This window comes from Vreelandella azerica (assembly GCF_013112225.1).
Lineage (GTDB): Bacteria > Pseudomonadota > Gammaproteobacteria > Pseudomonadales > Halomonadaceae > Vreelandella > Vreelandella azerica.
The window spans coordinates 103,123-128,422 of the sequence record NZ_JABFHI010000004.1; the positions used below are offsets into that span (position 1 = coordinate 103,123).

The window sequence follows — 25,300 nt, forward strand, 5'->3', positions numbered from 1 at the left end:
AACCAGCCTAACCTTCCAGGCTTTCCGGCGCCATGCGATGATCCAGCAGGCTTACCCAGCGCACCAGCACCGGTGCATCCGTATGATTCACCTCTGCCAGCAGGCAGCGGAACGCTTCCCTCGCTGAGGCATCATCAGGGGCAATGCGCGTTAACCACAGCGCCCAGGCAGCCAGCTCCTGGTGCCGGTTGCCATGTTCCTGCGCCTGCTCAATCGCCAGTTCCAGCAATCGGCGAACATCATCCGGAGAATACCCCATCTTGTCACGCACCTGAGCCAGCTGCACCGCCAGTTCCGGTAGAAACAGGGTGTTACGTTCACGTGCAATCACCAGACACTGATCAAGATAATCTTCGGCAGCCGCCAGCTCACCCACGGCTATACACGCATCGGAATACCATAGAACCGGGCGTTGATAATGGTCACGGCCGTTAAGCTCGGCCATCTGCTCAAGACTTTGGCGCAGCTTCAGCACACCTGCGGCATCGCCTGAAAGCGCCTGTTGCCACCCGATCACACCTTGTGCAGAGATCTGCCAGAGCTGTAAATCCGGCGTCCCGGTCATGGCCTCAGCGCGCTCAGCGTGACGCGCCGCCAGATGCACGTGCCCCAGTTGACGGTATAGGGCGGCGGCGAACAGCAGCGCCATGGCCAGCGTGCCTGGGTGGCCAATCTTCTCGGCCAGGCGAATAGCAGCCGATACTTGCCGCTCAGCGCGCTGATAATCACCGCGCAGGCATAACGCCCACCCCTGAAAACAGGCCGCTGTCACCTGTGGATGATCTGAAAACGGTAGCCACTCTATCATCATCGGCGAATTAAGCGGGTCGATCTCATCCAGATGGTCGTAGGCCTGTTGAATCTTGCCAGCCCAATACTCGCAGTGGGCGCGAGCATAATCCGCTAGACGCTGATAGCGCGGGTCGTCAAGCTTAGCGGCCAGATCGGCCAGCGTGGATGCCAATGCAAAGGCATCGGCGTGGGCATAGCGCTGGCTGCGCCCGACCCACAACCCCCATTTCACCAGGAAGATCTGCTCAATATCTTCAGGCTCATCAGACGCTTCGCCTTCATCGCTAAGTAACAACTCTCGGGCACGCAGGAAACTTTCATGGGCAGTGGGTGAACCGTGCCCTTCCAACGCAAAGGCAGCCTGACCTCTCACCGTCAGCAGGCTGATTTCGCGCTCGGCCTGATGCTCCACATGGCGCAAACTGGCCAGGCCAAAATCGGCCATACGTTGCGCCGTTCTGTTGGCACTGACTTTGAGCGCCTCACGCGCGGCCAACTCGAAGTAGCGTGCCCCTCTGGCATAATGGCCACTGCGACGCAGATGGGCCGCAAAGTCGCCGGGATGACGGCTGATCCACATTGGGAAACGTTCTTCAATCAGGCTCACTACCTGCTGATGCAGCCTGACCCGCACATCCCGAGGGCAGGAAAGATAGGCGGCCTCCTGAAGTAGTTGGTGGCTGAACTGGTATTCATATTCCTGGCTTTCGTGCTCCACCGGCTCAATAATTTCCAGCTGACGCATATGCGAAAGCGCCTGTTGCAAAGCTACCTGATCAAGCTCACAGCATTCAGCCAGAAAATCCAAGCGGAAACGCTTGCCCAGCACTGCCGCCACGTGGGCCACATGGCGATCCTGTTCCAGCTGATCAATCCGGCTGGCCAGTAAGCCCAGCAGGCCCTTCGGCAGATCATCGAACTGCACCGTACGCCCCTCCCGACGATCCATATCCAGGCGCCGACAGATTTCCTGCATATACAGCGGAACACCGTCGCAGCGCTCAATAATCTGGGTACGCAAGCGTGGGCTGAGATGAATGCGATAGCGCCGTGAGAGCTGCGAAAGCAGGCGCGACGACTGCAACTGATCCAAACGCCCGAGGGTGACTTGTTGATCCCAGTGAAGTTTGACTGGCAGGGTTTCACGCCCATGGTGGCTGGCGACCAGCATGAACGCCGTATTGATCGGCAAGCGCGCCTGCAGGCCGGAAAGCACCTTGAACGAAGGCTCATCCAGCCACTGCAGGTCGTCCAGCATCAACACCAGGGTACGCTCAGCGGCCTGATACTCAATCACGGCATGCAGTAGATTGACAACCAGCTCAAGCGCTTCACCATTATGAATCAGCTGCGAGACTTCCTGGACGTCGCGTACGCCCAGCGCCTCTTCAAGTAATTGCTGCTGGCTATCACTCAGGGTCTTCATACCTAAACGAGCCTGCAGTTGTAAAAGCGTCTCAACGTCAAGCGTTGCGTCCAGGTGCCAGGCGACCAGATGACGTGCGACGCCGTAAGGTTCCAGCACCGAAAGGCGCGTAGCGGGTTGCCAGCAGATGGCCGCATCCCGGCTGAGTTCAAGCTGGCGAAAGCCTACCATCAGGGCTGATTTACCCATCCCGGAAGGGCCGCGGACTAATACACTCTGACGCAGGCCGATACCTGCCCGCGCCAGCGCATCCCGCAAGGTTCTAAGCGATGTTTCGCGCCCGACAAGATTGGGTGGCATGGCATCCCGGCCACCTTCATTACGGCCCAAGACCAGAGCACGCAGGCGAACCCGACCGTCACTTGCCACCAGGCGCGATACCAGGCGAGGCTGTAGATCCAGCGCGGGCGGCATGTGCTGGCTGGCTTCCTGAGAGATCACCAGCTCACTGCCTTCCGATGCGCTCATCAATTCAAGCGATGTCTGGGTTACCTGCCCTAACGGGTCCGCTAACTGACGCTCAGGCAAATAAACTACCCGCCCGCTGTGCAGACCGGCGGCCAGTTCAAAGCGCGGTGGGTCACCTTCTCCGCTCCAGTGGCGCTGGCATTCCAACGGCAATGCCTGTCGACAGTGTTCATATAGAGCAACCAATTCCGCCAGCTGGTGCGCCGGGCCGTGGGTGCCAAAGCAGGCAAGACCCAGGCCGCCGGTTGCTCCAGGCAGCCAGAAGCCGCCCAGATGGTGACATTGACGCTCCAGCCAGCGCAGCAATTCAAGCTGTAACGACAGGCAGCTACGGGTAGCATCGCGATCCTGCCAGTCACCTTGCAGACGCAGGCGAATGGCCATAACCGACAGCTGACGCAGCTCGATCTCGTCTTCTCTGAGCGGCTTACTGTCAGCAGCAAGCACCCGGCTGTAAGCGCCTTGGGGTGACAGACTACGCGGGTCTTGCGGTGCATCTGACCAGAAACTGGCAAGCTGTAAAAAACTGGGTTCCGGCTGTTGGCCAGACAAGGCCAGTAACTGCAGGTAGCTATTGTAATGCTCATGCGCCGCTGCCATCTGATCCTTTTCCGCTAATTGCTTGACCAGACGCTCGTGAAAGGGGCCATAGCCTGAAAAACGGCTGACTAAGGCCTCCAGCAACTCATCAGGCACCTCGGCACATTCCTCAAGTACCTGCTCGGCAAAACGGATGACTCGCTGACGCCACTCGTTACGCACCTGTACCAGCCAGCGCTGAAACTCACCGCAAGTCGCCAGTTGTAACTCTTCAACCAGATCTCCCTGGTAACAGCTCATCACCGCTTCCAGGGTTTCAAGGTTCTGCGGGCCTTCCAGCAAACGCTGCAGTTCATGGAGATCCACCCGCCAATGAGGGAGAAGTTGAAAAGCAATTGTTTGCCTGGAAACGGTCAACACCTTGTCGGCGTTATCACCTAACGATTGACGCAGGCAGTGCAGAGCATGACGCAAATTGGTGCGCCCGGAGGATAGTCCCTGATCCGGCCATAGCAGTTCTGCCAGGGCAGCCCTGTTAATGGGCTGACGATGAAGCAGAAGATAAACCAGTAGTGCTTTTACCTTGTCGTAACTGAAATGGGTGATGACATCATCGCCCTGAGTTAGCGAGAAATGCCCCAAAAGCACCAGTTGATCAGTTTCACGAGCATCGAGCATGGTACATATCCTGGTGGGCAGCCAGCGGTTCAGCGTGGAACACCGCTGTGAAAACGGAACGCCGTATCGGGCGATGTAATAAGCGCCTGTTCACACGCGACAAACAGGGCAATGCGATCATCAATGGGGGCCTGCGTCTGCTGACGCGCCAATAGAAGATAGTCTTCGAAATGACGGCCTTCTGACTTTACCAGCGTACGATAAAATTTTGCCAGTTCTTCATCGAGATACGGTATTAGACGTGCAAAGCGCTCACAACTGCGCGCCTCTATCAGGGCACCGATAATCAACAAATCAATCAGGCGCTCTGGGTCGCTGCTGCGCATGTGTTGACGTAGACCCTCAGCGTAACGGGATGCCGTCAGGTGATGGTAGCCAACGCCACGGCTCTCCATCAGGGTCACCACCTGCTCAAAATGCAGCAGCTCTTCACGGGCAAGCTGTGACATCTTGCTAAGCAACAGAGGCTGATCCACGTAGCGGTATAGAAGACTCATGGCTGTCGATGCCGCCTTCTTCTCACATTGCGCGTGATCAATCAACAGGATATCCGGGTTGGCATACGCCCATTCCAGCCAGGCAGGCGGTGTCGGACAACCCAGGAAGTCCAGGAGACTTTCCGGGAGAAGATCATCAGCTTGCAAATGATGAGGCGCTTTCTGTAATGCAGCAGGAGGATTCGACATAGCGTTTTTACTCAAACCTTTTATAAAGATTGTACAATAGTTAAGCGCAGTTACCTACGACCTCTCGGTAACGGCTGAACTCTTTCGCTATATGGTAACGCGCCACCCATGGAATCACATCTGCCTGAAGCCCGAACAATTGGCAAATATGCTTGCTGCTAAAATACTTGCTCCCAAAGTACTTGCTCCCAAAGTGCTTACTCCCAAAGTGCTTACTCCCAAAGTGCTTGCTCCCAAAGTGCTTGCTCCCAAAGTACTAGGACACTCCACCAGCATCATCTTAACATTGTCGACAGTTTACCGTAGAATAATCAGCATCCAACTGGACGCTGTTTGTCAAGCGTATAAGTGAAGCTGGCGAGACGCTCATTGCCACGCAATGCTCTTATCGGCAGTTAACATAAAGTAAATGAGAGGACCCCATCGTGCTTGAAGCTTACCGCCAACATGTCGAAGAACGCGCTGCAGAGGGCGTCCCACCCAAGCCGCTGAATGCAGAACAGGTTGCTGCACTCATTGAGCTTTTGAAAAACCCACCCGCCGGTGAAGAAGAATTCATTCTTAAACTGATCACTGATCGCGTTCCTCCAGGTGTGGATGAAGCTGCCTACGTCAAGGCAGGTTTTCTGACCGCCATCGCCAAAGGTGAAGCATCATCTCCCCTGATTGACAAAATTCACGCCGTCAAGCTGCTTGGTACCATGCAGGGCGGCTACAACATCGTCTCCATGGTCGAGCTTCTGGACAACGAAGAGCTGGCAAAAGAAGTCGGCGAACAGCTCAAGCATACCCTTCTAATGTTTGATGCCTTTCATGATGTGGAAGAGCGCGCCAAGAACGGCAATGCAGTCGCCAAGGATGTCATCCGGTCCTGGGCAGAGGCTGAGTGGTTCCTGTCCAAGCCAGCGCTTGAAGAGAAAATCACCCTGACCGTCTTCAAGGTGCCGGGTGAAACCAACACTGACGACCTTTCTCCGGCGCCGGATGCCTGGTCGCGCCCGGACATCCCACTGCACGCTCGCGCCATGCTCAAAAACGAGCGTGACGGTATTGAGCCTCAGGAACAAGGCCAGATTGGCCCTCTTCAGCAGATTGAAGACGTCAAGACCAAAGGCTTCCCGGTTGCCTACTTGGGTGACGTCGTGGGCACAGGTTCTTCACGCAAATCAGCCACCAACTCAGTGCTGTGGTTCTTTGGCGATGACATTCCCAATGTGCCCAATAAGCGCGCGGGCGGTTTCTGTTTTGGCGGCAAGATTGCTCCTATCTTCTTCAACACCATGGAAGATTCCGGCGCTCTACCGATCGAAATGGATGTTTCCAACCTCAACATGGGCGACGTCATCGACGTTTACCCCTATGAAGGTAAGGTCTGTAAGCACGGTACTGATGAAGTGCTGACTAGCTTTGAACTCAAAACCCAGCTTATTCTGGATGAAGTTCGCGCAGGTGGTCGTATCCCGCTGATCATCGGTCGCGGTCTGACCGGCAAAGCACGTGAATCCCTCGGCCTTGAAGCTTCCGACGTGTTCCGCCTACCGGACCAGCCTGCTGATACTGGCAAAGGCTTTACCCTGGCTCAGAAGATGGTCGGCAAGGCGTGTGGCCTGGAAGGCGTTCGCCCCGGCATGTACTGCGAGCCCAAGATGACCACTGTCGGCTCACAGGACACCACTGGCCCGATGACCCGCGACGAGCTTAAAGATCTGGCTTGCCTGGGGTTTCAGGCAGATCTGGTCATGCAGTCTTTCTGTCACACAGCCGCCTATCCGAAGCCGGTTGACGTCGATACTCACCACACCTTGCCCGACTTCATCATGAACCGTGGCGGCGTTTCCCTGCGCCCGGGTGACGGCATCATCCACAGCTGGCTGAACCGTATGCTGCTGCCTGATACTGTAGGTACTGGTGGTGATTCACACACCCGCTTCCCGCTGGGTATTTCCTTCCCCGCTGGTTCCGGCCTGGTGGCCTTTGCTGCAGCCACTGGCGTTATGCCGCTGGATATGCCGGAATCTGTCCTGGTACGTTTCAAAGGCAAGCGTCAGCCGGGCGTTACCCTGCGTGACCTGGTGCACGCTATTCCGCTTTACGCCATCAAGCAAGGCCTCTTGACCGTTGAGAAATCCGGCAAGAAGAATGCCTTCTCGGGCCGCGTCCTGGAAATTGAAGGTCTTGAAGATCTGACCGTTGAGCAGGCGTTCGAACTTTCCGATGCCTCTGCCGAACGCTCGGCGGCGGGTTGCACCATCACCCTGTCTGAAGAAAGCGTGACCGAATACCTGAACTCCAACATCACCCTGCTTAAGTGGATGATGGCCAACGGTTACGGCGACGAGCGCACTATCAGCCGTCGTATTGAAGGCATGCAGGAATGGCTGGCTAACCCGAGCCTGATGCGTGGCGACAAAGACGCCGAATACGCCGAAGTGATCGAGATTGATCTGGAAGAAATCAAGGAGCCGGTTCTCTGCGCGCCGAATGATCCGGACGATGCCCGCCTGCTTTCCGATGTTGCTGGCGAGAAGATTGATGAAGTCTTCATCGGCTCATGCATGACCAACATTGGCCACTTCCGTGCGGCAGGCAAACTGCTTGAGAAACAGCCCGCTGGCAGCCTGAAGACACGCCTGTGGCTGGCACCGCCGACCAAGATGGATCAGCACCAGCTCACCGAGGAAGGCTACTACGGCATCTACGGCCGTGCTGGCGCACGCATGGAAATGCCGGGCTGCTCGCTGTGCATGGGTAATCAGGCGCGCGTTGCTTCCAAGAGTACGGTAGTATCCACCTCAACCCGTAACTTCCCCAACCGTCTGGGTGATGGCGCCAATGTCTATCTGGCTTCAGCTGAACTTGCTGCTGTTGCCGCAGTGGAAGGTCGTCTGCCGTCGGTTGAAGAGTACCAGCGCTACATGAGCGAGTTTGATGCCATGGCCGGTGAGATCTACCGCTACATGAACTTCCACGAGATCGAGGAATACCAGAAGATCGCCTCAAACGTGATTCCGGTTGCACAAGAAGCCTGATCCACGCAACATAAGACATGCTACATCAGCAACGTTATCGCCGATGCTCGCAACATCGCAGGTGCAAGGCTTCAGGATAGAGCCAATCACCTGAGTCGATGACCCAACGCCTCGCACTGGATCACCAGGCGGGGCGTTTTTTATTTGCCCCTACACCCACTCTCTCATTTGACTGTTCAATACCTAAAAAGGAGTCTTGTCATGAATACCTCTTCTATCGTCACCCCAGATATCTGCGATGCCCACCCAGACGTGGCCGTTTTAGAGCCTATCTTCGCCAATTTTGGTGGCTGCGATGCCTTTGCAGGCCCAATCCGCACCGTCAAATGCTTTGAAGATAACTCCATGGTTAAGCAGGCTGTCGCGGAACCGGGTGAAGGCGCAGTGCTGGTCGTCGATGCCGGAGGCTCTTACCGCTGCGCCATGCTCGGCGACATGCTGGCGAAACAGGCTGTTGCCAATGGCTGGGCGGGCATCGTGATGTACGGCTGCGTCAGGGATGTAGATGTGCTGGCAACTCTAAACCTGGGTGTTCAGGCGTTGGGTAGTCATCCACGCAAGAGCGAGAAACGCGGTGAAGGTCAACGCGATATCAGCGTGCATATCGGTGGTGTAGAGATGGTGCCTGGCCAATGGTTATATGCCGATAACAACGGCATTCTGGTTGCTGAACAGCAGCTTGCACTGCCCGAATAACCCGGATCTGCTTGCCAGCGCGAGCCATGAATGCCACGCTGGCATTTTTAGCCTCTATTCTAGGGTGCCATGCAGCCACTTAACATCCTTGTTCGTTTACTGCTAAATACCCTGCGGGAGCACCTGCGTCCGCTAATTGCCTTTCATCTGTTTTTTACCTTGCTGGCCTCCTTACTGCTCCTGCCTGGTGTGGGCTGGATCTTGCGGTGGATATTTGCCCAGCTTGATCACAGCGTGATTACCACGGATGCATTAATCGACCTGCTGTTCAGCCCCATAGGTTTACTGATCGCCCTGCCGGTATTGTTAAGCGCTTTCATTGTGCTTTATTGGCAACAGGCTGGCATGTTACAGGTTGCCATACGCCCACGCGCCAATCACTATCGGCTGGCCCTGATAGCCTTATGGCTCAGCACGCGCCGCTTGCCAGCCCTTATCGGGCTGGCGACTGTTCAGGTCGGCGCCCACCTACTGCTGGTGGCGCCTTTTATGCTCGCTATTACCGGGCTTTATGATAGCTGGCTCGGTGGATTGGATATCTATTACCTTCAGGTGGTACGCCCACCGGTGCTGTGGTATTTCATTGCTTCAGCCTTGCCTATCGTCGGTATCTGGGCATGGCTGGCCAGCTGGCTTTACCTGCGCTGGGTGCTGGCACTGCCTCTGGTGTCACTAGAAAGCATCCCCCGCTGCAGGCACTCAAGCAAAGCGTTAGCTTGACGCGTGGGTGGCAGCGCTCAATCGGTTTTGCGGTGTTAGCCGTTCTTGCGATCATCATTGTCCTGCCTATTCTGGTCACCTGGATGTTTGATCACCTGTTCACACCATTATTGTGGTGGCTACCCGAGCATAACGCCCTACTGATTCCTGCCACCCTGGCCTACCTGACCGGCTATGTGCTGCTAACTCTGGGCATCACCTTTCTGGGCATTGCGGTTAATGCGCTGCTATCTGCCAACCTTTATAGCCAGTTAGCCCACCCTAGACCACAGGTAGAACTGCCCCCAGCTTCTCACCCCGGGCGCTTGGCCTGGGCAGTTGAGCTTGGGGTGGTGATATTTGCTGCGTTTCAGGCCTGGTGGATTCTGACCAGCTTTGAGCTGGACGATAATGTCGACATCATTGCCCATCGTGGCAGCTCCATGGTGGCACCTGAAAACACCCTTTCCGCTGTACGTCAGGCCCTGGTTGATGGCGCCAACAGTATAGAAATTGATGTCCAGCTATCCTCTGATCAGGAAGTTGTGCTTTACCATGACCGCAGCTTACAGCGCCTGACCGGGGATCGGCGCAAACTGACGGAGTTGACCCGCACTGAACTTGGCGAGTTTGACGTTGGCCGCTGGTTTGATGAGCGTTTTCAGGGCGAGCGTATTCCTGGCCTTGATGAGACACTCAAAGCTGTTCGGGGCAGTGCGAGCCTAATGATCGAACTTAAACCGCAGTTTGGTCAGGAGCGCCAGCTTGCCGATAGGGTTCTGCAGGTACTTGACGAGGAAAACCAACAGCGGCTGACCTGCTGGTCAGAGGCCACTGATAGCATTCAGGCATACGTTGACTGCGGTTTTCCTGATGTATTTACTGAAATGCGCATTGCAGCAATGTCACCTTCACTATTGCGCTATGTTGAAAGCGCCACCCCACAACTGCGCACCACCCTGCTGGCTCAGCTGATCATGCCAGGCACCCTTAACCGTCGAGGCTTTGATGCGCTCGGGTTACGCCATAATCGGATTACCCGCAATGAGATCCGCCTGGCCAGAGCTTACGGTTATGAGGTGCATGCCTGGACGGTAAACAGCCAGGCACGCATGTCGACGCTTATTGACATGGGCGTTGATGGGATTATTACTGACTATCCGGCACAGCTTAACCAACTCCTGACCGACCGCCGCGAACTCAGCGACGGCGGCCTGATGCTGGTCAAACTGCGTAACTGGTTACGCGAATAAACGCTTATTCGCCCATGACAATGCCTTCGCGGCGCGGATCAGCGCCACCGAACAGGCTTCCGTCCGGCTGGCGCATAATCGCCTGTAGCCCGCTGGTCAGATCCCGCTCACTGACGTCATGGCCCAGTGCTTCCAGAGCAGACAGCGTCTCTTGTGGATAGCCCTCGGCTTCTAAATAGACCGCCCCCCAAGGTCACGGCATGGGGCAAATTCAGTGCTTCCTGGGCATCAAGCCCCCAGTCGCGCAGCGCCACCAGGGTTCGGGCGGTGTAGTGAATGATCGCAGCACCGCCGGGCGAGCCCAGGCTTGCCAACAAGTCACCACTCTCACGATCGAACACCAGGGTCGGGCTCATACTGGAACGCGGTCTTTTATTCGCCTCAACCCGGTTAGCAACCGGCTGGCCATCCACTTCCGGCACAAAGGAGAAATCGGTCAGCTGGTTATTCAGCAGATAACCACCAGAAAGCCCTGTGCCACCATCAGCCAGAATCCGCGAGCCAAACGCCTGTTCAATCGAGGTGGTCATGGCCACCGCGTTGCCATCCTGATCAATGATACTGATATGGCTGGTGCCGTATTCTGGCTGCGCAGGTGCAGGGGCGAAACTTACCTGCATATCACCCGGTTTACCCGGCTGAGCAGCGCCGCTACCCATGCTGGCTTCCGCCTCGATCAGGCTGGCCCGCTCTGCCAGATAATCACTGTTCAGCATAGTGTTCCAGTCACCGCCGGGGGCCTGAACAAAATCAGGGTCGGCGATATACAGGCCGCGATCAGCAAACGCCAGCCGTGAGGCTTCCAGGAACTGATGCAGCCAACTGCTGGAAGGTAGCCCATCATCAAGCGGCGCCTCCAGCATAGGCTGATTATCCATCATACCGAGTATCTGCATGATGGTGAGATGACCTGAAGACGGTGGCGGAAACCCACACACCTCCCACTGCTGCCAGGGCGTACACAGCGCTTCCCTCTCTGGTGCTTCGTAGGCAGCCAGGTCGTCCATGCGCATATTGCCCGGGCGCTGCGGATGCGCCGCCACGCGATTGACAATATCTTCGGCGATCGGGCCGGCATACAGCGCCTGGCTTCCCTTGGCCGCTATCTGGCGCAGAATGTCGGCCAGCGCTGGATTACGCAGTGTTTCACCTACCGCAATGGGCTCGCCTGTATCAGTATAATAGAAAGCCCTGGCAAGCTCGTTGTCACGCAGGGTGGCATCATCAGCCAGACTGGTATGAAGGCGCTCGCTGACGGCGAAGCCTTCCTCGGCCAGCGTAATAGCCGGTGCAAACAGGCTTTCCCAAGGCAGCTGGCCATGCTGTGCATGCGCGTTTTCAAGCATCCTGACAAGCCCCGGTACCCCAACGGACAGACCACTGTTAACCGCATCCGCAAAGCTCAGCGGTTCACCGTCTTTACCTATAAACAGGGTTTCATCAACGCCTGACGGCGCTTTCTCGCGGCCATCGAATGTCTGAACAAACTGGCCATCATAATGCATCAGAAAACCACCCCCGCCGATACCGCTGGACTGGGGTTCTACCAGAGTCAGCACCATCTGCACGGCCACCGCTGCATCAATGGCATTCCCTCCGGCTTTGATCACCTGATAACCGGCATCGGTTGCCAGCGGGTTAGCTGCCGCCACCGCAAAGTTCTGATTTTCCCAGCCAGGCTTTTCTGCAAAGCCTGTTTCCGTTTCTGGTGAGATAGCCGGTGTTTCATAGCTGAAACCACTGGCATACAGCGGCAGCAGCATAAAGCTCAACGGTAAAGCATATTTCCAATGGCGCATGAGACGTCCTCTTGATGAATGATCCTGACAACGCACTGTCTTTACAAAGTGCTGTTTTTACAAAGTGCTGTTTTTACAAAGTACTATATTTACAAAGTACTATATTTATAAATTACTATATTTATAAACTACTATACGCCATTAATAACGCCAGAACATTTGGCGAGATCCGTTGTTGCAGCCTCGTCGTGAAAAGTGCTCGCTAATAAATACTAGCCAATAAAAAAGCCCAGCGGCAGCCGGGCTTTTTATTGTTCACAAAAACACTATGGAGTCACTTAGTTGAGGGTTTCACCCGCCAACATGAACCAGGTTTCAAGTACCGCGTCCGGGTTCAGGGAGACTGAGTCTATTCCCTGCTCCATCAGCCACTTGGCCAGGTCCGGATGATCCGATGGGCCTTGCCCGCAGATCCCCACATACTTGCCTTGCGCCTTGCAGGCCTGAATGGCCATAGCCAGCAGCTTTTTGACCGCCGCATTACGCTCATCAAACAGATGCGCGACGATACCCGAATCACGATCAAGCCCCAGAGTCAGCTGCGTCAGGTCGTTGGAACCAATCGAGAAGCCGTCAAAGTGTTCAAGAAACTCATCCGCCAATAGCGCATTAGCAGGCAGCTCACACATCATGATGATCTTGAGGCCGTTCTCGCCGCGCTTGAGGCCATTGGCAGCCATCAGCTCAACCACTTCACCGGCTTCCTCAGGTGTACGCACAAAGGGCACCATGATTTCGACGTTATCCAGCCCCATGACTTCGCGCACCCGTTTCAAGGCTCGACATTCCAGTTCAAAACAGGGCCGGAAGGCATCAGAAACGTAGCGGGAAGCACCGCGGAAACCCAGCATGGGGTTTTCTTCGCCCGGCTCGTAAAGCTTACCGCCAATCAGATTTTCATACTCGTTGGATTTAAAATCTGACAGCCGGACAATCACCCGCTGCGGATAAAACGCAGCAGCCAGGGTCGAGATTCCTTCAACCAGTTTATCCACGTAAAAACTGACCGGATCATCGTAGCCGGCTGTTCTCAGATCGATAATCTGCTGAAGATCCGAAGGCAACGTCGCGTATTCGAGCAGCGCCTTGGGGTGAACGCCAATCATCCGGTTAATGATGAATTCCAGACGAGCCAGGCCAACACCGGCATTCGGCAAGCTTGAGAAACTGAAAGCGCGGTCTGGGTTACCAACGTTCATCATGATCTTGAAAGGAATCTCCGGCATGGCATCAACGCTTGATACCTTATAGTCGAACTCCAGAAGCCCTTCATACACTTGGCCGGTATCCCCTTCCGCACAGGAAACCGTGACATCACTGCCTTCGTTAAGCAGCTGAGTGGCATCCCCACAGCCAACAACCGCTGGAATACCCAGCTCACGAGCAATAATGGCGGCATGGCAGGTGCGTCCGCCGCGATTGGTCACAATCGCCGACGCCCGCTTCATGATCGGCTCCCAGTCCGGGTCGGTCATGTCGGTGACTAGAATATCGCCGTCGTGAACCTTGTCCATATCATCAGGGCTTAACACAATTTTTACCGCCCCGCGGCCAATACGCTGACCAATCGCACGGCCAGTCACCAAGGTGCGGCCCTTTTCCTTCAGATGGAAGCGTTCCAGCTTACCGCCTTCCTGTTGGGAAACCACTGTCTCCGGACGCGCCTGAACGATATACAGCTTACCGTCATCGCCATCCAGCGCCCACTCGATATCCATCGGGCGCTGGTAGTGTTTTTCAATCGTCACCGCCTGCTCGGCCAGCGCCATTACCTGGGTATCATCGAGACAGAAACGCCCCCGCTCCTTGAGCGGCACATCGACGGTCTCAACAGATTTACCCGCGCTGGCATCATCGGTGTAGACCATCTTGATAAGTTTGGAACCCAGATTACGACGCAGCACAGCCGGGCGACCAGCGGCCAGGGTCGGCTTGTGCACATAGAACTCATCCGGGTTAACCGCGCCTTGCACAACGGTTTCACCCAGGCCCCAGGAGGCGGTGACAAATACCGCATCGCGGTAGCCGGATTCCGTATCCAGAGTGAACATGACCCCGGCAGCACCGGTTTCCGAGCGCACCATTTTCTGAATACCGGCGGACAGCGCCACGTTTTCATGGGCGTAGCCACGGTGTACCCGGTAGGAAATCGCCCTGTCGTTGAACAGTGACGCAAAGACTTCATGTACGGCGCGCTTGATATTGTCGAAACCTTCGATGTTAAGGAAGGTTTCCTGCTGGCCGGCAAAGGAGGCATCTGGCAGATCTTCAGCAGTGGCTGAGCTGCGCACGGCTACCTTGAGGTTGGGGTGCTGCTGTTGCAGCTGCTCGTAGGCGTCACGCAGGGCGGCTTCAAAGTTGGGCGGCAGAGGTGTGTCAATCACCCATTGACGAATATTGCGACCGGCCTCGGCAAGCGCCTTGACATCGTCAACGTCAAGCCGGTCCAGCGTGGCATTTATGCGTTCGTTAAGCTTTTCATGGGAGAGAAATTCCCGGTACGCCTGAGCAGTGGTGGCAAAGCCGCCTGGCACAGTCACGCCAGCGCCGGAAAGGTTCGAGATCATTTCACCCAGAGAGGCATTCTTACCACCCACCCGCTCTACGTCGTTCATACCCAAGTGATCAAACCACAGAATGTACTCTTCCACGCAACCCCCTCGCATTTAGCATCAGCACGGCCAGCGGGCCGCCCAAAATAGACGATGCTACCCTAGCATCACCCTTCTCTATTCGCCATTGGTCTAACATCGAAGGGGGTGGAGGATAATTACAACATCGGTGACATTCAGACGTTTCCTGTAGTGGCTACGCGAACCTCTACTATTGCCGCAGTGAGGTAAGCAGCTGCTGAGATTGTTTTATCGCTGCCAAGTCGTGACAATAGCCCAATTCACGCCATATTCCCGTATTGACAGAGCGACAAACTGATGACACGCACCGCTTTTTTATTTCTGATGGCACCGGTATCACCGCTGAAAGCCTGGGGCGCAGCTTGCTGGCCCAGTTTGAAAATGTCGAAATCAAGATGCTGACCAAGCCATACATCGACACCCTGGCCAAGGCTCATGCATTGGTTGAGATCATTGACGCCACCGCTGTCAATGATGGTGAACAGCCGATCATTATCGATACCATCGTTGATCAGGACATTCGCGATGTGATTCGTAAAGCCACAGGCTTCAAGGTTGATATCTTCTCAACCTTCCTGAAACCCTTGGAACAGGAACTGAACACTCATTCTTCCTACAGCGTAGGCAGAACCCATTCGATTGGCAGCGATGATGTGTATATGGACCGGATTCACTCGGTACATTTTGCCCTGGATAACGACGACGGTGCGCGTACTCATCAATACGACAAGGCTGATGTGATTCTGGTAGGTGTTTCACGCTGTGGCAAAACCCCCACTTCGCTGTATCTGGCGCTGCAGTTTGGTATTCGCGCCGCCAACTACCCGCTGACCGAAGATGACCACGATGAAGATGGCGTGCTCAAACTACCCAAAGCACTGGCACCCCACCGGCACAAGCTGTTCGGGCTGACCATTGATGCGCGTCGCCTGGCAGCCATTCGCAATGAACGACGCCCCAACAGCCGCTATAGCTCCATGGATCAATGCATGCAGGAAGTTGAACAGGCAGAATCCTTGTATCGCAGCATGCATATTCCGTTTATCGACACGACACGTTTTTCCGTTGAGGAAATTTCCACCCGCATGATTGCTGAGACTGGCCTGTCACGGCGTTTCTCACCGCGATAATGTAATGGTTTAAAAACTTTGGGTTTAAAGGCCTTTGGGTGCAAAGATCCCAGGGGCGTTGCGCCAGTAGCCTTTGTAATCCATACCAAAGCCGAATACAAAGCGGTCTGCGACTTCCAGGCCGCAATAATCGGCTTTCAATCCAGGCGCTGCCTTGCGGTCATGCTGTTTATCAACCAGCACCGCCGTGCTGATACTCGCCGCTTGGGCTTCTTTGCAGTATTCAAGAATAGCCGCCAGCGTTGACCCTTCATCAAGAATATCGTCAATGATCACCACATGGCGCCCTGCCATGGGCACTTCAGGAGAAACCCGCCAGAACAGATCCCCTCCGCGCAGTTCACTGCGGTAGCGGGTCGCGTGGATATAGTCGACTTCCAGCGGGAAACCCAGGCGGGTCAACAAGTGCCCGGTGGTGATCAAACCACCGTTCATCACGCAATAAAAGACCGGCAACTTGTCGCCGAGATCCCGGCTGATTTCTTCGGCCATGCGGTCGAGGGCGTGCTCCACCTGCTGCTGAGTAATCAGGCAGTCCGCATCATCCATCAGCTCGCGCATGGAATCGCGCGAAGCCAGTGTTTCATTATCTAACTTGGCCATCATGTTTCCTCTGGCGTTTTTACAAATGGGCCATGATTGCCTACAGGCCTTCTCGTGTGTCGTCGATTTTTTGATTTCTAGCTTACTGAGCTGAGCCAGCCAGCGCTTCCAGCCTGGCGTGGGTGCGCCGCCAACGCCCCAATGCGCTCAGCGATTCAAGCGTTGGCCTCGCACGGGCGTAGCGTAATTTCATGGGTCGTCTTGTGCCCTTCCCGATGCATGCATCAAGCACTTCAAGTGCTGCCGCACGATCATTACATATTAGTAGCATATCGCAGCCTGCCTGCAGGGCGGCGTTAGCGCGCCCTGCAGGTGAGCCTGCGGCATGAGCGCCGGTCATGCTCAGGTCATCGGAAAAAATACAGCCTTTGTAGTTGAGCGATTCACGCAACATGCCCAACCAGGCCGGAGAGAACCCAGCAGGCCGATGATCAAAGGCAGGATAGATAACATGGGCGGGCATGACGCCATCCAGCACATTCGCCAGCTGGGTAAACGGCACCAAATCATGTTGCTTGATGGCGCTCAAAGGGCGTTCATCAACCGGGAGGGCAATATGCGAATCTTCTGCCACGCTGCCATGACCGGGAAAATGCTTCCCGACAGCCGCCATCCCGGCATCATGCAGGCCTTGAATCAGCGCTTGGCCAAGCTCAGCCACCTGCTGCGGTTGTTGGCCAAAACTACGATCGCCAATCACGCTTGAGGTGCTCCCATCAACGTCCAATACCGGAGCAAAGGTAATATCCAATCCGCAGGCGGCCATTTCCATGCCCAGCAACCAGCCGGCATCCCGTGTCAGGGCTAGCCCTTCAGCCGCATCCTGCTGATAGCGCTGGCCAAGCAGGGCCATCGGCGGCAAGCGGGTGACGCCTTCCTTGATACGCTGCACCCGGCCGCCCTCCTGATCAACCGCAATAAGCAGATCAGGGCGCACTTGGCGAATGTCATCGCATAAGGTGCGCACCTGGGTGGCACTTTGAATGTTACGCGCAAACAAAATGACGCCACCCACGGCATCTTTCTGCAACAGCTGACGTTCATCCGACGTTAACGAGCTTCCTTCGAGGTCAAGCATGACCGGGCCAACTGAGTGCGTCATAGCATAAACATCCTGAAAAAACGGCAATTCTAGTGGATCATTCCCTGTATGCAACTTATCTGGCAACAATGGCGTTGTTGATCGGCTATGGCCAACTCTGCATCCGACGCTCTTAGAGATGTATCCAGACGGGTGTACCGGGTACCGCGAAAGCAAATACCTCCAGCAAGGCCTGGCGCTCAAGCCGGATGCAACCATGCGACAGCGGCTGCCCCATGGGCTCACTAGGCGGCGTACCGTGGATATAGATATAACGGCGCTGTGAATCCACCTTGCCACCCCGATTAAAACCGCTTTCCAGGCCACACAGCCAAAGGATACGCGTCAGAATCCAGTCTCTTGCAGGATACTGCTCACTTAAGGCCGCTGAATAGATTTCCCCTGTCCAGCGACGGCCGCGAAATACCGCATCAGGTGGCGCCTCGCTGCCAATGGCAGCCCGCACATAGTGCCAGCCCAAAGGGGTCTGGCCACTGCCATCCTGCTGGCCGGTGCCCGCCTTGCCAGTAGAAATCGGCAAGCAAAGCTCACTTGTTTGCCCCTGCCACAGAGTTAATGCCTGGCGTGTAATATCGACGTCAATCCACTTGCCCGCTTCAGGGGAAGCTCAATCAGCGAGGGAGTGCGCATTGTTGTACTCCTTGCTCTCGAGCGCCTTGTGTTCTGACTCAACGGAAGCGGGCAACGGTGCATTCATAGCCGCCACCACCACAGGGCGCAGGCGGCGTACCAGATCGCGCACGGAAACATGCTCCTGATAATCTTTCTGAGCAATATCTCTCAGCGCATCCAGGCCAGAAAGGGTAAAAATCACCGTTCCCAGCATGAAATGCAGCCGCCAGAAACGCTCAGCGTCCGGCAGTTCAGGGGTAGCCTGACGCACAAGTTCGGTAAAGCGGGTGAACACATCGCCATATTGCTCCTGGATAAACCGCCGCAGGTGGCCCTGCGCCTGGCTGTAGGCCAACCCCAGAAGGCGCATGAAGACTTTAAGGCTGTTGCGCTCAGCAGGCACCGATAGAACCGTCTCCGCCATGGTTTCCAACAGCACTTCAAGCGGGATAACGCGCCCCTGATAGCGCTCTTCCAGCGCATCCAAAGCGCTATGAAAACGCTCACTGAAGGGGTCCAGATAGCGTGAAAATACTGACTGGATCAGCGCCTTCTTGGAGCCGAAATGATAGTTGACCGCGGCCAGATTGACCTTTGCTTTGCTGGTAATGTTGCGCAGCGATGTTTCAGCAAAGCCGCGCTCAGCAAAAGGACTTCAGCAGTGTCAAGGATGCGTGTCACTGTGTCGAGCTGGGCCATGAAGTTGCTCCAGAAAACAGATGTTTAAAACATAAACAGATATTACGACATGGCTTGCAGACGCTCAACGCCTGTTGAATTAAAACTGTCCCTGTCGCCTGCAAACACTTACCGCCTGCAGTTGAAAACCTCGGTTCTCTCACGCAAGCCTCTGGTATGACTACACAAAATTTAACGCTCATCCTATACTGGACAGAGGCACATACTGTATACTTAATCACATAGTTTATTACGCTAATTTTTGGGTTCATCTGCAGAATTAACCTATCAATAAGTAATGACAGGTTCTTACTTATTAATTACCAACACCATCAGGTGGGAGAGCTCCATGTCTCGTCCTTTGACTGCGCGCCAACAAAACGTTTATGACTTTATTGTCAAAACCATGGGTGAATTTGGTTACCCACCCACTCGCGCCGAGATCGCTAAGGCGCTTGGCTTTCGCTCCCCGAATGCGGCGGAGGAACATCTCAGGGCACTAGAACGCAAGAAAGTGATTCGCATTATCCGCAATACTTCGCGGGGTATACGCCTACCGGCTCAGGAAGGCACTGAAACCACGCCTTCACCCCCTGAAAGCCAGCCTCTGGAAAGCGTACCTGTCAGCACTGCCAACAGCGGCTTGCCAATTATCGGTGAGGTTGCTGCAGGCAGCCCGATACTGGCCACTGAGCATATTGATCGTTACTGCCCGTTGCCGGCTGAATACTTCACACCCAAAGCAGATTACCTGTTGCGGGTGCGCGGCCTGTCGATGAAGGACGTTGGTATTCTCGAAGGTGATCTATTGGCAGTCCATCGTACCGAGCACGTTCGCGACGGCCAGATCGTGGTTGCCCGGCTGGATGACGAAGTAACGGTCAAGCGTTTTAAACGCGATGGCCATCTGGTTCAGCTGCTAGCTGAAAATGAGGATTTCCTGCCAATCAACGTTGACCTGCGCTCTCAGTCGCTGGAAATTGAAGGCGTGGGGGTGGGCGTTATTCGGGGTGGCAGCGGACAGGCGTTGGGTTAAGCGGCCTGCCCGCTGTAGGTGTCATGCCTACTGCATATCAATGTAGCGGTGGTCATTAAAGGTGGCCACCCACTGCGGATGGTAGACCAGCAGGACACTTAGCAACATGCCGGTAATAAAGGCTTCTGAAGGCATCAGAAGCGGAAGAAAACGCGCATATTCCTGAGCAAGATACACCGCTTCAGGGTCTGTACCGGCCAGGACAATCAGCCCTACCGCCGTTAACCCACCAGCCAGTGTTGCCAGTGCAGTACCAAAAAAGCCGCAGGCAAACAGAAAGACCATCAGGTTATCGGGCATCTTGCGGTCGACAAATCGCCAGATAAGGCCTGTCGTCAAGGCAGGCACTATCCCTGTCACCAGGACATTCGCCCCCAGCAACGGCCACTCGTTTCGCCCAATCAATACCATGGCAATGTTGATCATGACGTTGCTCAATAGCGCCAGCGGCGCCTTGAACACCAGCGTCATCAATACGGTAAACACCAAGTGCAGGGTTAGCCAATCCACCGCTTGAGCACGTAGTTGCCACATCAGCACAACGGCCAGCGTCGCCGCCAACCAACGATGCTGTAAGGCAGTATCGTCCAGCAGCGCCTGCCAGGGCTTCAGCATTAATACCCAGGCCAACATTGCGGTAGAAAGCAACCCGGAAAGCAGTAAAGCCCAAGGCGCCAGGACACTTTCGGCAAAAGACATAAAGACCAACCTCAAGGGGTAAAAAGCGGGATTTCCTACCGAATACTTTCCAGGCGTTGCACGCTAGTTGAAGACAACCGTCTTATTACCGTGAATAATGACCCTATCTTCAAGATGCCAGCGCACGCCACGTGCAAGCACTGACTTTTCAACGTCGCGCCCAAAACGCACTAGATCCTTTGGCGTATGGCAATGCGTAACCCGATGGATATCCTGCTCAATAATGGGGCCTGCATCGAGTTCTTCCGTCACATAGTGACAGGTTGCCCCTATCAGTTTAACGCCCCTTTGGTAGGCTTGGTGATAAGGTTTGGCGCCCGCAAAGGAAGGCAGGAAACTATGATGGATGTTGATCACTCGCCCGCTTAAACGTTGGCATAATGCCGGCGGCAGTATCTGCATGTAACGCGCGAGGATAACACAATCCGCCTGAAGCGCTTCTATCTGTGCTTCAACGGCATCAAAGGCCGGCTGTTTATCGTCAGGGTTCACCGGAATATGCTGATAGGGAATACCGTACCACTCGGTCAGCGAGCGCATGTCATCATGGTTGGAAAGTACTCCAACGATATCACAGGCAAGCTCTCCTCCCTGCCAGCGATACAGCAGATCCACCAGACAGTGCGACTCCTTGGACACCATGATCACGACCTTGGGCAGCTTGCCCGTATCGGTTACCGCCCAATCCATCTGAAAATCATCAGCCACTGGGCGAAACGCTTCACTGAAAGCATCAGGACCCATCGCCAGGGAATCAGCCAGAATTTCATAGCGCATGAAAAAGCGCCCAGTTTCCAGGTCTGAATGCTGGCTCGCTTCGGTAATTGAGCCACCTTGCTGGGCAATGAAATTGGCCACTCGCGCCACAATTCCCACCTGATCCGGGCAGGAAACCACCAAACGATAATATCGGGACATAAATAAGACTCTGTGATAGCACTGACCTGAAGCTGGCGACAAGCCTGCATGAATTTCGCCATCCTGGGCTGCTTGCCTCTTCAGAGTGGCAAACAGGGGATATAGTGTACCGAATGTGCGCACGCTGATCACGGTTGCAAATCGATCCACAGCGCTGCAGTGATTGTGGCAGCCCCCTCAATCCCGTATAGTAAAGGCCTTACTTTCAAGGCTTTTCACCCACGATGCATCCACCCCGCGTACATATTCGTCCCCGTCGTCGCCCCCGCTGCAGCTACTGCCGCTTGGAGGGTGCGGTGAAGTGGGAATGAACTTCACCCTGTACGGCTATGAAGACCATTGGGTAGCGGTTGATTGTGGCATGATGATCCGTCAGGACATGCCTGGCACTCCCCTGCAAGTTCCCAACCTGGACACCCTGACGTCGCTTGATATCACCCCAGCGGCGCTGTTTATCACCCATGGCCATGAAGATCATATCGGCGCTGTTGTCTGGTTGTGGCCCAACTGGCAATGCCCGATCTACGCCACGCCGCTGGCCGCAGGCCTATTGCGCCTCAAGTTTGCCGAACATGGCCTAAGCCCGGAAAAAATCAGCGTTGTCGACCCTGGCGAGGCTCTTTCATCCGGACCTTTCACCGTTCGCCACCTGCCGCTGCCGCATTCCATTCCGGAAAGCTGCGCACTGATGATGTTGGTGGGTGATTATCGCGTTCTGCATACGGGTGATTGGAAGCTAGATGCCCAGCCTCTGGTGGGCAAGCCGGCTGACGCCAGCCAGTTCCGCGCCCTGGCACCGCTTGATCTTGTGGTGGGTGACTCAACTAACGCGCCCATGCCCGGTCATTCCGGTAGTGAAGGCGATGTCGCCAAGGCGCTGGCCAGCACCATTGCCAGCTGCAAGGGTCGCGTGGTGATATCCTGCTTTGCCAGCAATGTGGCGCGGATAGTGGCGATTGCCCGGGCAGCCCAGCAGTGCGGGCGCAGAATCAGCCTGATGGGGCGTTCCATGGAGCGTATGGTGACGGTGGCCAGAGGGCTTGGTTACCTTGACGAGCTGCCGCCGCTGGTACCCGCCCACGATCTGGGCTACCTGCCCGCTGATGAAGTCATTATTATTGCCACCGGCAGCCAGGGTGAGCCGCGTGCAGCGCTACAGCGCCTGGCCCAGCGTCGTCACCCCTTTGTTGACCTGGAACCGGGCGACAACATCATCTTTTCAGCCAAAGCGATTCCTGGCAACGAGCGCCCTATTGAACGCTTGAAAAAACGCTTCACCCAGATGGGGATTACCCTGTTTGACGAGTTCAACCACCCGGAACTCCACGCCACAGGCCACCCGGCCCAGGAAGAGCTGAAAACCCTTTACCGCTGGGTAAAACCGCGCCATCTGCTGCCCGTGCATGGCGAGGCGCGTCATCAGCAAGCGCATCAGGAGCTGGCCGAATCGCTCAATATTGCAGCGCCGTTGGCACCGCTTAACGGCGACCTGATCCATTTTGATTCTCGCGGGCTGCGCCATCAGGCGCGCTACCCTCAGCCGCCCTGCATTGTCAGCCAGAACAGCGTCGTGCCGCACCCTGGCCTGGAAGCATCCACCCAGCATAAACGCCGTGGCAGCCTTTATCTGGCCCTGCCGGTTACTGCCAGCGATATTGGTTGGTGGCGTATTGGTCGTTTAATGCTGGATAACGCCGGGGCAGGCGCACTGGATGAAGACAGCTTCAGCGACTGGCTGGACGAGCAGTTGAGCGAGATTCATGCCGACACCCTGGCGGAGCTGCGCCTGGCGTTGCAGCCGCGCCTGATCAGCTGGCTGGCAGAGCATATGCAGCATCTGCCAGAGGTTCACCTGCAGATCATGGCGGCCGAAATGCCCGAATGGAGCACGCCGGACCAGGAAGGCTGAGAAACGTTATCCAAACTCTTACCAGCGGGTTGCATCCTGCTGGTCTGATGCACGCTCCTTCACCCAGTAATCGCCCTCCCTAGCGTGTTCCTTTTTCCAGAAAGGTGCCCGGGTCTTCAGAAAGTCCATGATAAAATCACAGGCCTCAAAGGCATCGCGCCTGTGCGCGCTGGCCACCGACACCCGTACGATAGGGTCGCCAGGCGCCATATAGCCAACTCGATGAATGATCCGGATTCCCTGTAGTGACCAGCGCTGCCACGCCTGTTGGCCGATGTCCTCAAGGGTGCGCTCTGTCATACCCGGATAATGTTCAAGCGTCAGCCCTGTCACCTCAGGGGATTCATTGAAATCACGCACCAGGCCTGTAAAGCTGACCACAGCCCCGACATCGCTGCGATTTTCCAGAAGATCCTCATAGCCATAAGCCATATCAAAGGCTTGCGTCTGAATACACACTGCAATATTCATGATTAGCCGCCGGTTACAGGAGGGAAAAAAGCCACTTCATCGTTATCCGTCAGGCGCGCACTGTCATTGACCATCACCTGATTGACGGCACACAGGGTGCGTTGATCACGCAGGACATCAAAGTTGTCTTCCCTAGCGGCAAGCAATGCTTTCAGACCAGCAACATCCTTGGTTTCCAGCGCATCCAGGGCAATGCTCAGGTCGCTATGCCCCAGGCGCTCGCGCAGTTCAGCCAGAAATTTAACGCGCACGCACTCGCCCACACAGCGCTCGCCCAACTGCACTTCGCCCGCCGCGCTTTCGCCGGTCACAATCGGTGGAACCTCTAGATCATAAGACCCACGCTGGTAATCACCGCTTTTGCCACCCACCTTGCTATCCAGTTGAACCCCTTCAATGCGCATCGACTTGTCCACCGCCTTACACATATCGTAGAGCGTCAGGCAGGCCACGGATACGGCGGTCAGCGCTTCCATTTCGACACCGGTCTGCCCTGTCAGGCGGCACATGGCCGATACATGCACACAGCTGTTTTGCGTATCAAGTTCAAAATCCACCGTTACCTTGGAAAGCGCTAACGCATGGCAGAGTGGGATCAGTTCATGGGTGCGCTTGGCCGCCTGAATACCGGCAATCCGCGCGGTGGCGATAACATCACCCTTGGGCAGCGCCCCGTCGGTCAGCAAGTGCAGCGTTTGCGGCTGCATCATGATGCGTCCGGAAGCCACTGCCTCGCGGCGGGTTGACTGCTTTGCGCCCACATCCACCATATGTGCCTCACCGTTAGCATTCAGGTGCGTCAGTTGCATATCAAATCACCCCAGAGTCAATCAAGACCGTTAATAAAGACCGCTTAATCCAACTAGCTGATGTTTCCGCTTTCAGCGCTGCATCCAACCATGAATCCATTCAGCAATACTGGGCGCGTCATCAATATCAAGACGCGCTACTGCTTCTGCCAGCGGCCGAGCATCTGAATGCTTGAGAGCCGCTGCACAAACCCAGGGATCTTCCAGAATACCTGGATCGCCCACTTCCTGGCGATAAACCACCAGCTTGGGTAGCGGCCAGGCCTTGAACCCTTCGACAATGACCAGATCAGGAGTATGCGCTGCCATCAAGGTCAGCAGGTGATTCAGATCCGGCTCTTGCTGCCCCGGCGTTTCCTGCATTAGCGCGTACCGCTGATGGGACGCCACCAGCATTGGTGATGCACCTGCCTTGCGCAATTGGTAACTATCCTTACCGGGCTTGTCTACCTCGAAGCTATGATGCGCATGCTTGATTACACCCACCGTCAGGCCGCGTTCACGTAGCGCTGGCAGCAAGGCCTCCAGCAAGGTCGTTTTGCCGGTACCGCTCCAGGCCGCTACGCCTAGTACAGGAAATTCGGTGGCCACCAGGGGGCAATCTCTGAGATGCTCATAGCGATCCTTTTTCATA

At 55.6% G+C, this 25,300-nt stretch carries 17 protein-coding genes and 2 pseudogenes; 6 read left to right on the forward strand and 13 right to left on the reverse strand.

The genetic code is table 11. From position 1 onward, the window contains the following. Nucleotides 1-7: 7 nt before the first annotated feature. Together HLB35_RS10595 and HLB35_RS10600 are read right to left on the reverse strand one after the other, a co-directional pair. Entirely contained in the window at nt 8-3,904 is a 3,897-nt protein-coding gene (locus tag HLB35_RS10595) for an ATP-binding protein (RefSeq protein WP_171702555.1), read from the reverse strand. A gap of 29 nt (nt 3,905-3,933) precedes the next feature. Beyond that, a complete protein-coding gene (locus tag HLB35_RS10600; protein ID WP_171702556.1) occupies nt 3,934-4,590 on the reverse strand; it encodes a MiaE family protein in 657 nt (218 codons plus the stop codon). 425 nt (nt 4,591-5,015) lie between these two features. Between HLB35_RS10600 and acnB the strand changes: the two genes are divergently transcribed. The 3 genes and pseudogenes from acnB to HLB35_RS10615 all read left to right on the forward strand — a co-directional run bounded on the left by acnB (nt 5,016) and on the right by HLB35_RS10615 (nt 10,267). Further along, nucleotides 5,016-7,619 carry a bifunctional aconitate hydratase 2/2-methylisocitrate dehydratase gene (acnB, locus tag HLB35_RS10605; protein WP_171702557.1) on the forward strand — a complete coding sequence of 868 codons (2,604 nt, stop codon included), beginning with the start codon at nt 5,016-5,018 and terminating at the stop codon, nt 7,617-7,619. 201 nt (nt 7,620-7,820) lie between these two features. Further along, nucleotides 7,821-8,315 carry a ribonuclease E activity regulator RraA gene (gene rraA, locus HLB35_RS10610; protein ID WP_171702558.1) on the forward strand — a complete coding sequence of 165 codons (495 nt, stop codon included), beginning with the start codon at nt 7,821-7,823 and terminating at the stop codon, nt 8,313-8,315. A 69-nt stretch (nt 8,316-8,384) separates the two neighbouring features. Further along, nucleotides 8,385-10,267 (forward strand): annotated as a pseudogene (locus HLB35_RS10615) (glycerophosphodiester phosphodiesterase family protein). Nucleotides 10,268-10,383: 116 nt separating this feature from the next. On the opposite strand, the gene HLB35_RS10620 reads toward HLB35_RS10615, so the two are convergent. Both HLB35_RS10620 and ppsA read right to left on the reverse strand, forming a co-directional pair. After that, complete coding sequence (locus HLB35_RS10620) at nt 10,384-12,066, reverse strand: gamma-glutamyltransferase family protein (RefSeq protein WP_328731593.1); 1,683 nt, start codon at nt 12,064-12,066, stop codon at nt 10,384-10,386. A gap of 278 nt (nt 12,067-12,344) precedes the next feature. Further along, nucleotides 12,345-14,717 carry a phosphoenolpyruvate synthase gene (gene ppsA, locus HLB35_RS10625; protein WP_171702559.1) on the reverse strand — a complete coding sequence of 791 codons (2,373 nt, stop codon included), beginning with the start codon at nt 14,715-14,717 and terminating at the stop codon, nt 12,345-12,347. A gap of 260 nt (nt 14,718-14,977) precedes the next feature. Here ppsA and ppsR point away from each other — a divergent pair, with 260 nt between their 5' ends. After that, complete coding sequence (gene ppsR, locus HLB35_RS10630) at nt 14,978-15,829, forward strand: posphoenolpyruvate synthetase regulatory kinase/phosphorylase PpsR (RefSeq protein WP_171702560.1); 852 nt, start codon at nt 14,978-14,980, stop codon at nt 15,827-15,829. A gap of 24 nt (nt 15,830-15,853) precedes the next feature. Here ppsR and HLB35_RS10635 read toward each other — a convergent pair whose 3' ends face one another. The 4 genes and pseudogenes from HLB35_RS10635 to HLB35_RS10650 all read right to left on the reverse strand — a co-directional run bounded on the left by HLB35_RS10635 (nt 15,854) and on the right by HLB35_RS10650 (nt 18,845). Further along, nucleotides 15,854-16,432, reverse strand: coding sequence for a hypoxanthine-guanine phosphoribosyltransferase (locus tag HLB35_RS10635; RefSeq protein WP_171702561.1), 579 nt, complete (start codon nt 16,430-16,432; stop codon nt 15,854-15,856). Between the two features lie 82 nt (nt 16,433-16,514). Further along, a complete protein-coding gene (nagZ, locus tag HLB35_RS10640) occupies nt 16,515-17,534 on the reverse strand; it encodes a beta-N-acetylhexosaminidase (RefSeq protein ID WP_171702562.1) in 1,020 nt (339 codons plus the stop codon). A 112-nt stretch (nt 17,535-17,646) separates the two neighbouring features. Then, on the reverse strand, nt 17,647-18,117 hold the full coding sequence (locus tag HLB35_RS10645) for a L,D-transpeptidase family protein (protein WP_171702775.1): 471 nt from the start codon (nt 18,115-18,117) through the stop codon (nt 17,647-17,649). 24 nt (nt 18,118-18,141) lie between these two features. Continuing rightward, a pseudogene (locus HLB35_RS10650) lies at nt 18,142-18,845 on the reverse strand (TetR/AcrR family transcriptional regulator). A 328-nt stretch (nt 18,846-19,173) separates the two neighbouring features. On the opposite strand from HLB35_RS10650, the gene lexA reads away from it, so the two are divergent. Next, nucleotides 19,174-19,860 carry a transcriptional repressor LexA gene (gene lexA / locus HLB35_RS10655; RefSeq protein ID WP_171702563.1) on the forward strand — a complete coding sequence of 229 codons (687 nt, stop codon included), beginning with the start codon at nt 19,174-19,176 and terminating at the stop codon, nt 19,858-19,860. 27 nt (nt 19,861-19,887) lie between these two features. Here the strand turns inward: lexA and HLB35_RS10660 are convergent, their stop codons facing one another. Both HLB35_RS10660 and purU read right to left on the reverse strand, forming a co-directional pair. Next, nucleotides 19,888-20,559, reverse strand: coding sequence for an energy-coupling factor ABC transporter permease (locus HLB35_RS10660; RefSeq protein ID WP_171702564.1), 672 nt, complete (start codon nt 20,557-20,559; stop codon nt 19,888-19,890). A 63-nt stretch (nt 20,560-20,622) separates the two neighbouring features. Beyond that, complete coding sequence (gene purU / locus HLB35_RS10665; protein WP_171702565.1) at nt 20,623-21,477, reverse strand: formyltetrahydrofolate deformylase; 855 nt, start codon at nt 21,475-21,477, stop codon at nt 20,623-20,625. Nucleotides 21,478-21,784: 307 nt separating this feature from the next. On the opposite strand from purU, the gene HLB35_RS10670 reads away from it, so the two are divergent. Beyond that, a complete protein-coding gene (locus tag HLB35_RS10670; RefSeq protein ID WP_171702776.1) occupies nt 21,785-23,386 on the forward strand; it encodes a ribonuclease J in 1,602 nt (533 codons plus the stop codon). 18 nt (nt 23,387-23,404) lie between these two features. On the opposite strand, the gene moaE is transcribed toward HLB35_RS10670, so the two are convergent. From moaE to mobB, 3 genes are all read right to left on the reverse strand, one after another. Next, nucleotides 23,405-23,857: a molybdopterin synthase catalytic subunit MoaE gene (moaE, locus tag HLB35_RS10675; RefSeq protein WP_171702566.1), complete on the reverse strand. Its 453-nt coding sequence runs from the start codon at nt 23,855-23,857 to the stop codon at nt 23,405-23,407. Nucleotides 23,858-23,859: 2 nt separating this feature from the next. Then, on the reverse strand, nt 23,860-24,666 hold the full coding sequence (gene moaC, locus HLB35_RS10680) for a cyclic pyranopterin monophosphate synthase MoaC (RefSeq protein WP_171702567.1): 807 nt from the start codon (nt 24,664-24,666) through the stop codon (nt 23,860-23,862). Nucleotides 24,667-24,738: 72 nt separating this feature from the next. Beyond that, nucleotides 24,739-25,299, reverse strand: a complete 561-nt coding sequence (gene mobB / locus HLB35_RS10685) for a molybdopterin-guanine dinucleotide biosynthesis protein B (protein WP_171702568.1) — start codon at nt 25,297-25,299, stop codon at nt 24,739-24,741. Between the last annotated feature and the right edge of the window lies 1 nt (nt 25,300).

Excerpts from the sequence above, each read along its gene's own strand:
- HLB35_RS10595 (WP_171702555.1), bottom strand. The coding sequence starts at position 3,904 with ATGCTCGATGCTCGTGAAACTGATCAACTGGTGCTTTTGGGGCATTTC.
- HLB35_RS10600 (WP_171702556.1), bottom strand. The coding sequence starts at position 4,590 with ATGTCGAATCCTCCTGCTGCATTACAGAAAGCGCCTCATCATTTGCAA.
- rraA (WP_171702558.1), top strand. The coding sequence starts at position 7,821 with ATGAATACCTCTTCTATCGTCACCCCAGATATCTGCGATGCCCACCCA.
- HLB35_RS10620 (WP_328731593.1), bottom strand. The coding sequence starts at position 12,066 with ATGCGCCATTGGAAATATGCTTTACCGTTGAGCTTTATGCTGCTGCCG.
- HLB35_RS10635 (WP_171702561.1), bottom strand. The coding sequence starts at position 16,432 with ATGGCCAAGTTAGATAATGAAACACTGGCTTCGCGCGATTCCATGCGC.
- nagZ (WP_171702562.1), bottom strand. The coding sequence starts at position 17,534 with ATGACGCACTCAGTTGGCCCGGTCATGCTTGACCTCGAAGGAAGCTCG.
- lexA (WP_171702563.1), top strand. The coding sequence starts at position 19,174 with ATGTCTCGTCCTTTGACTGCGCGCCAACAAAACGTTTATGACTTTATT.
- HLB35_RS10660 (WP_171702564.1), bottom strand. The coding sequence starts at position 20,559 with ATGTCTTTTGCCGAAAGTGTCCTGGCGCCTTGGGCTTTACTGCTTTCC.
- purU (WP_171702565.1), bottom strand. The coding sequence starts at position 21,477 with ATGTCCCGATATTATCGTTTGGTGGTTTCCTGCCCGGATCAGGTGGGA.
- HLB35_RS10670 (WP_171702776.1), top strand. The coding sequence starts at position 21,785 with ATGAACTTCACCCTGTACGGCTATGAAGACCATTGGGTAGCGGTTGAT.
- moaE (WP_171702566.1), bottom strand. The coding sequence starts at position 23,857 with ATGAATATTGCAGTGTGTATTCAGACGCAAGCCTTTGATATGGCTTAT.
- moaC (WP_171702567.1), bottom strand. The coding sequence starts at position 24,666 with ATGCAACTGACGCACCTGAATGCTAACGGTGAGGCACATATGGTGGAT.
- mobB (WP_171702568.1), bottom strand. The coding sequence starts at position 25,299 with ATGAAAAAGGATCGCTATGAGCATCTCAGAGATTGCCCCCTGGTGGCC.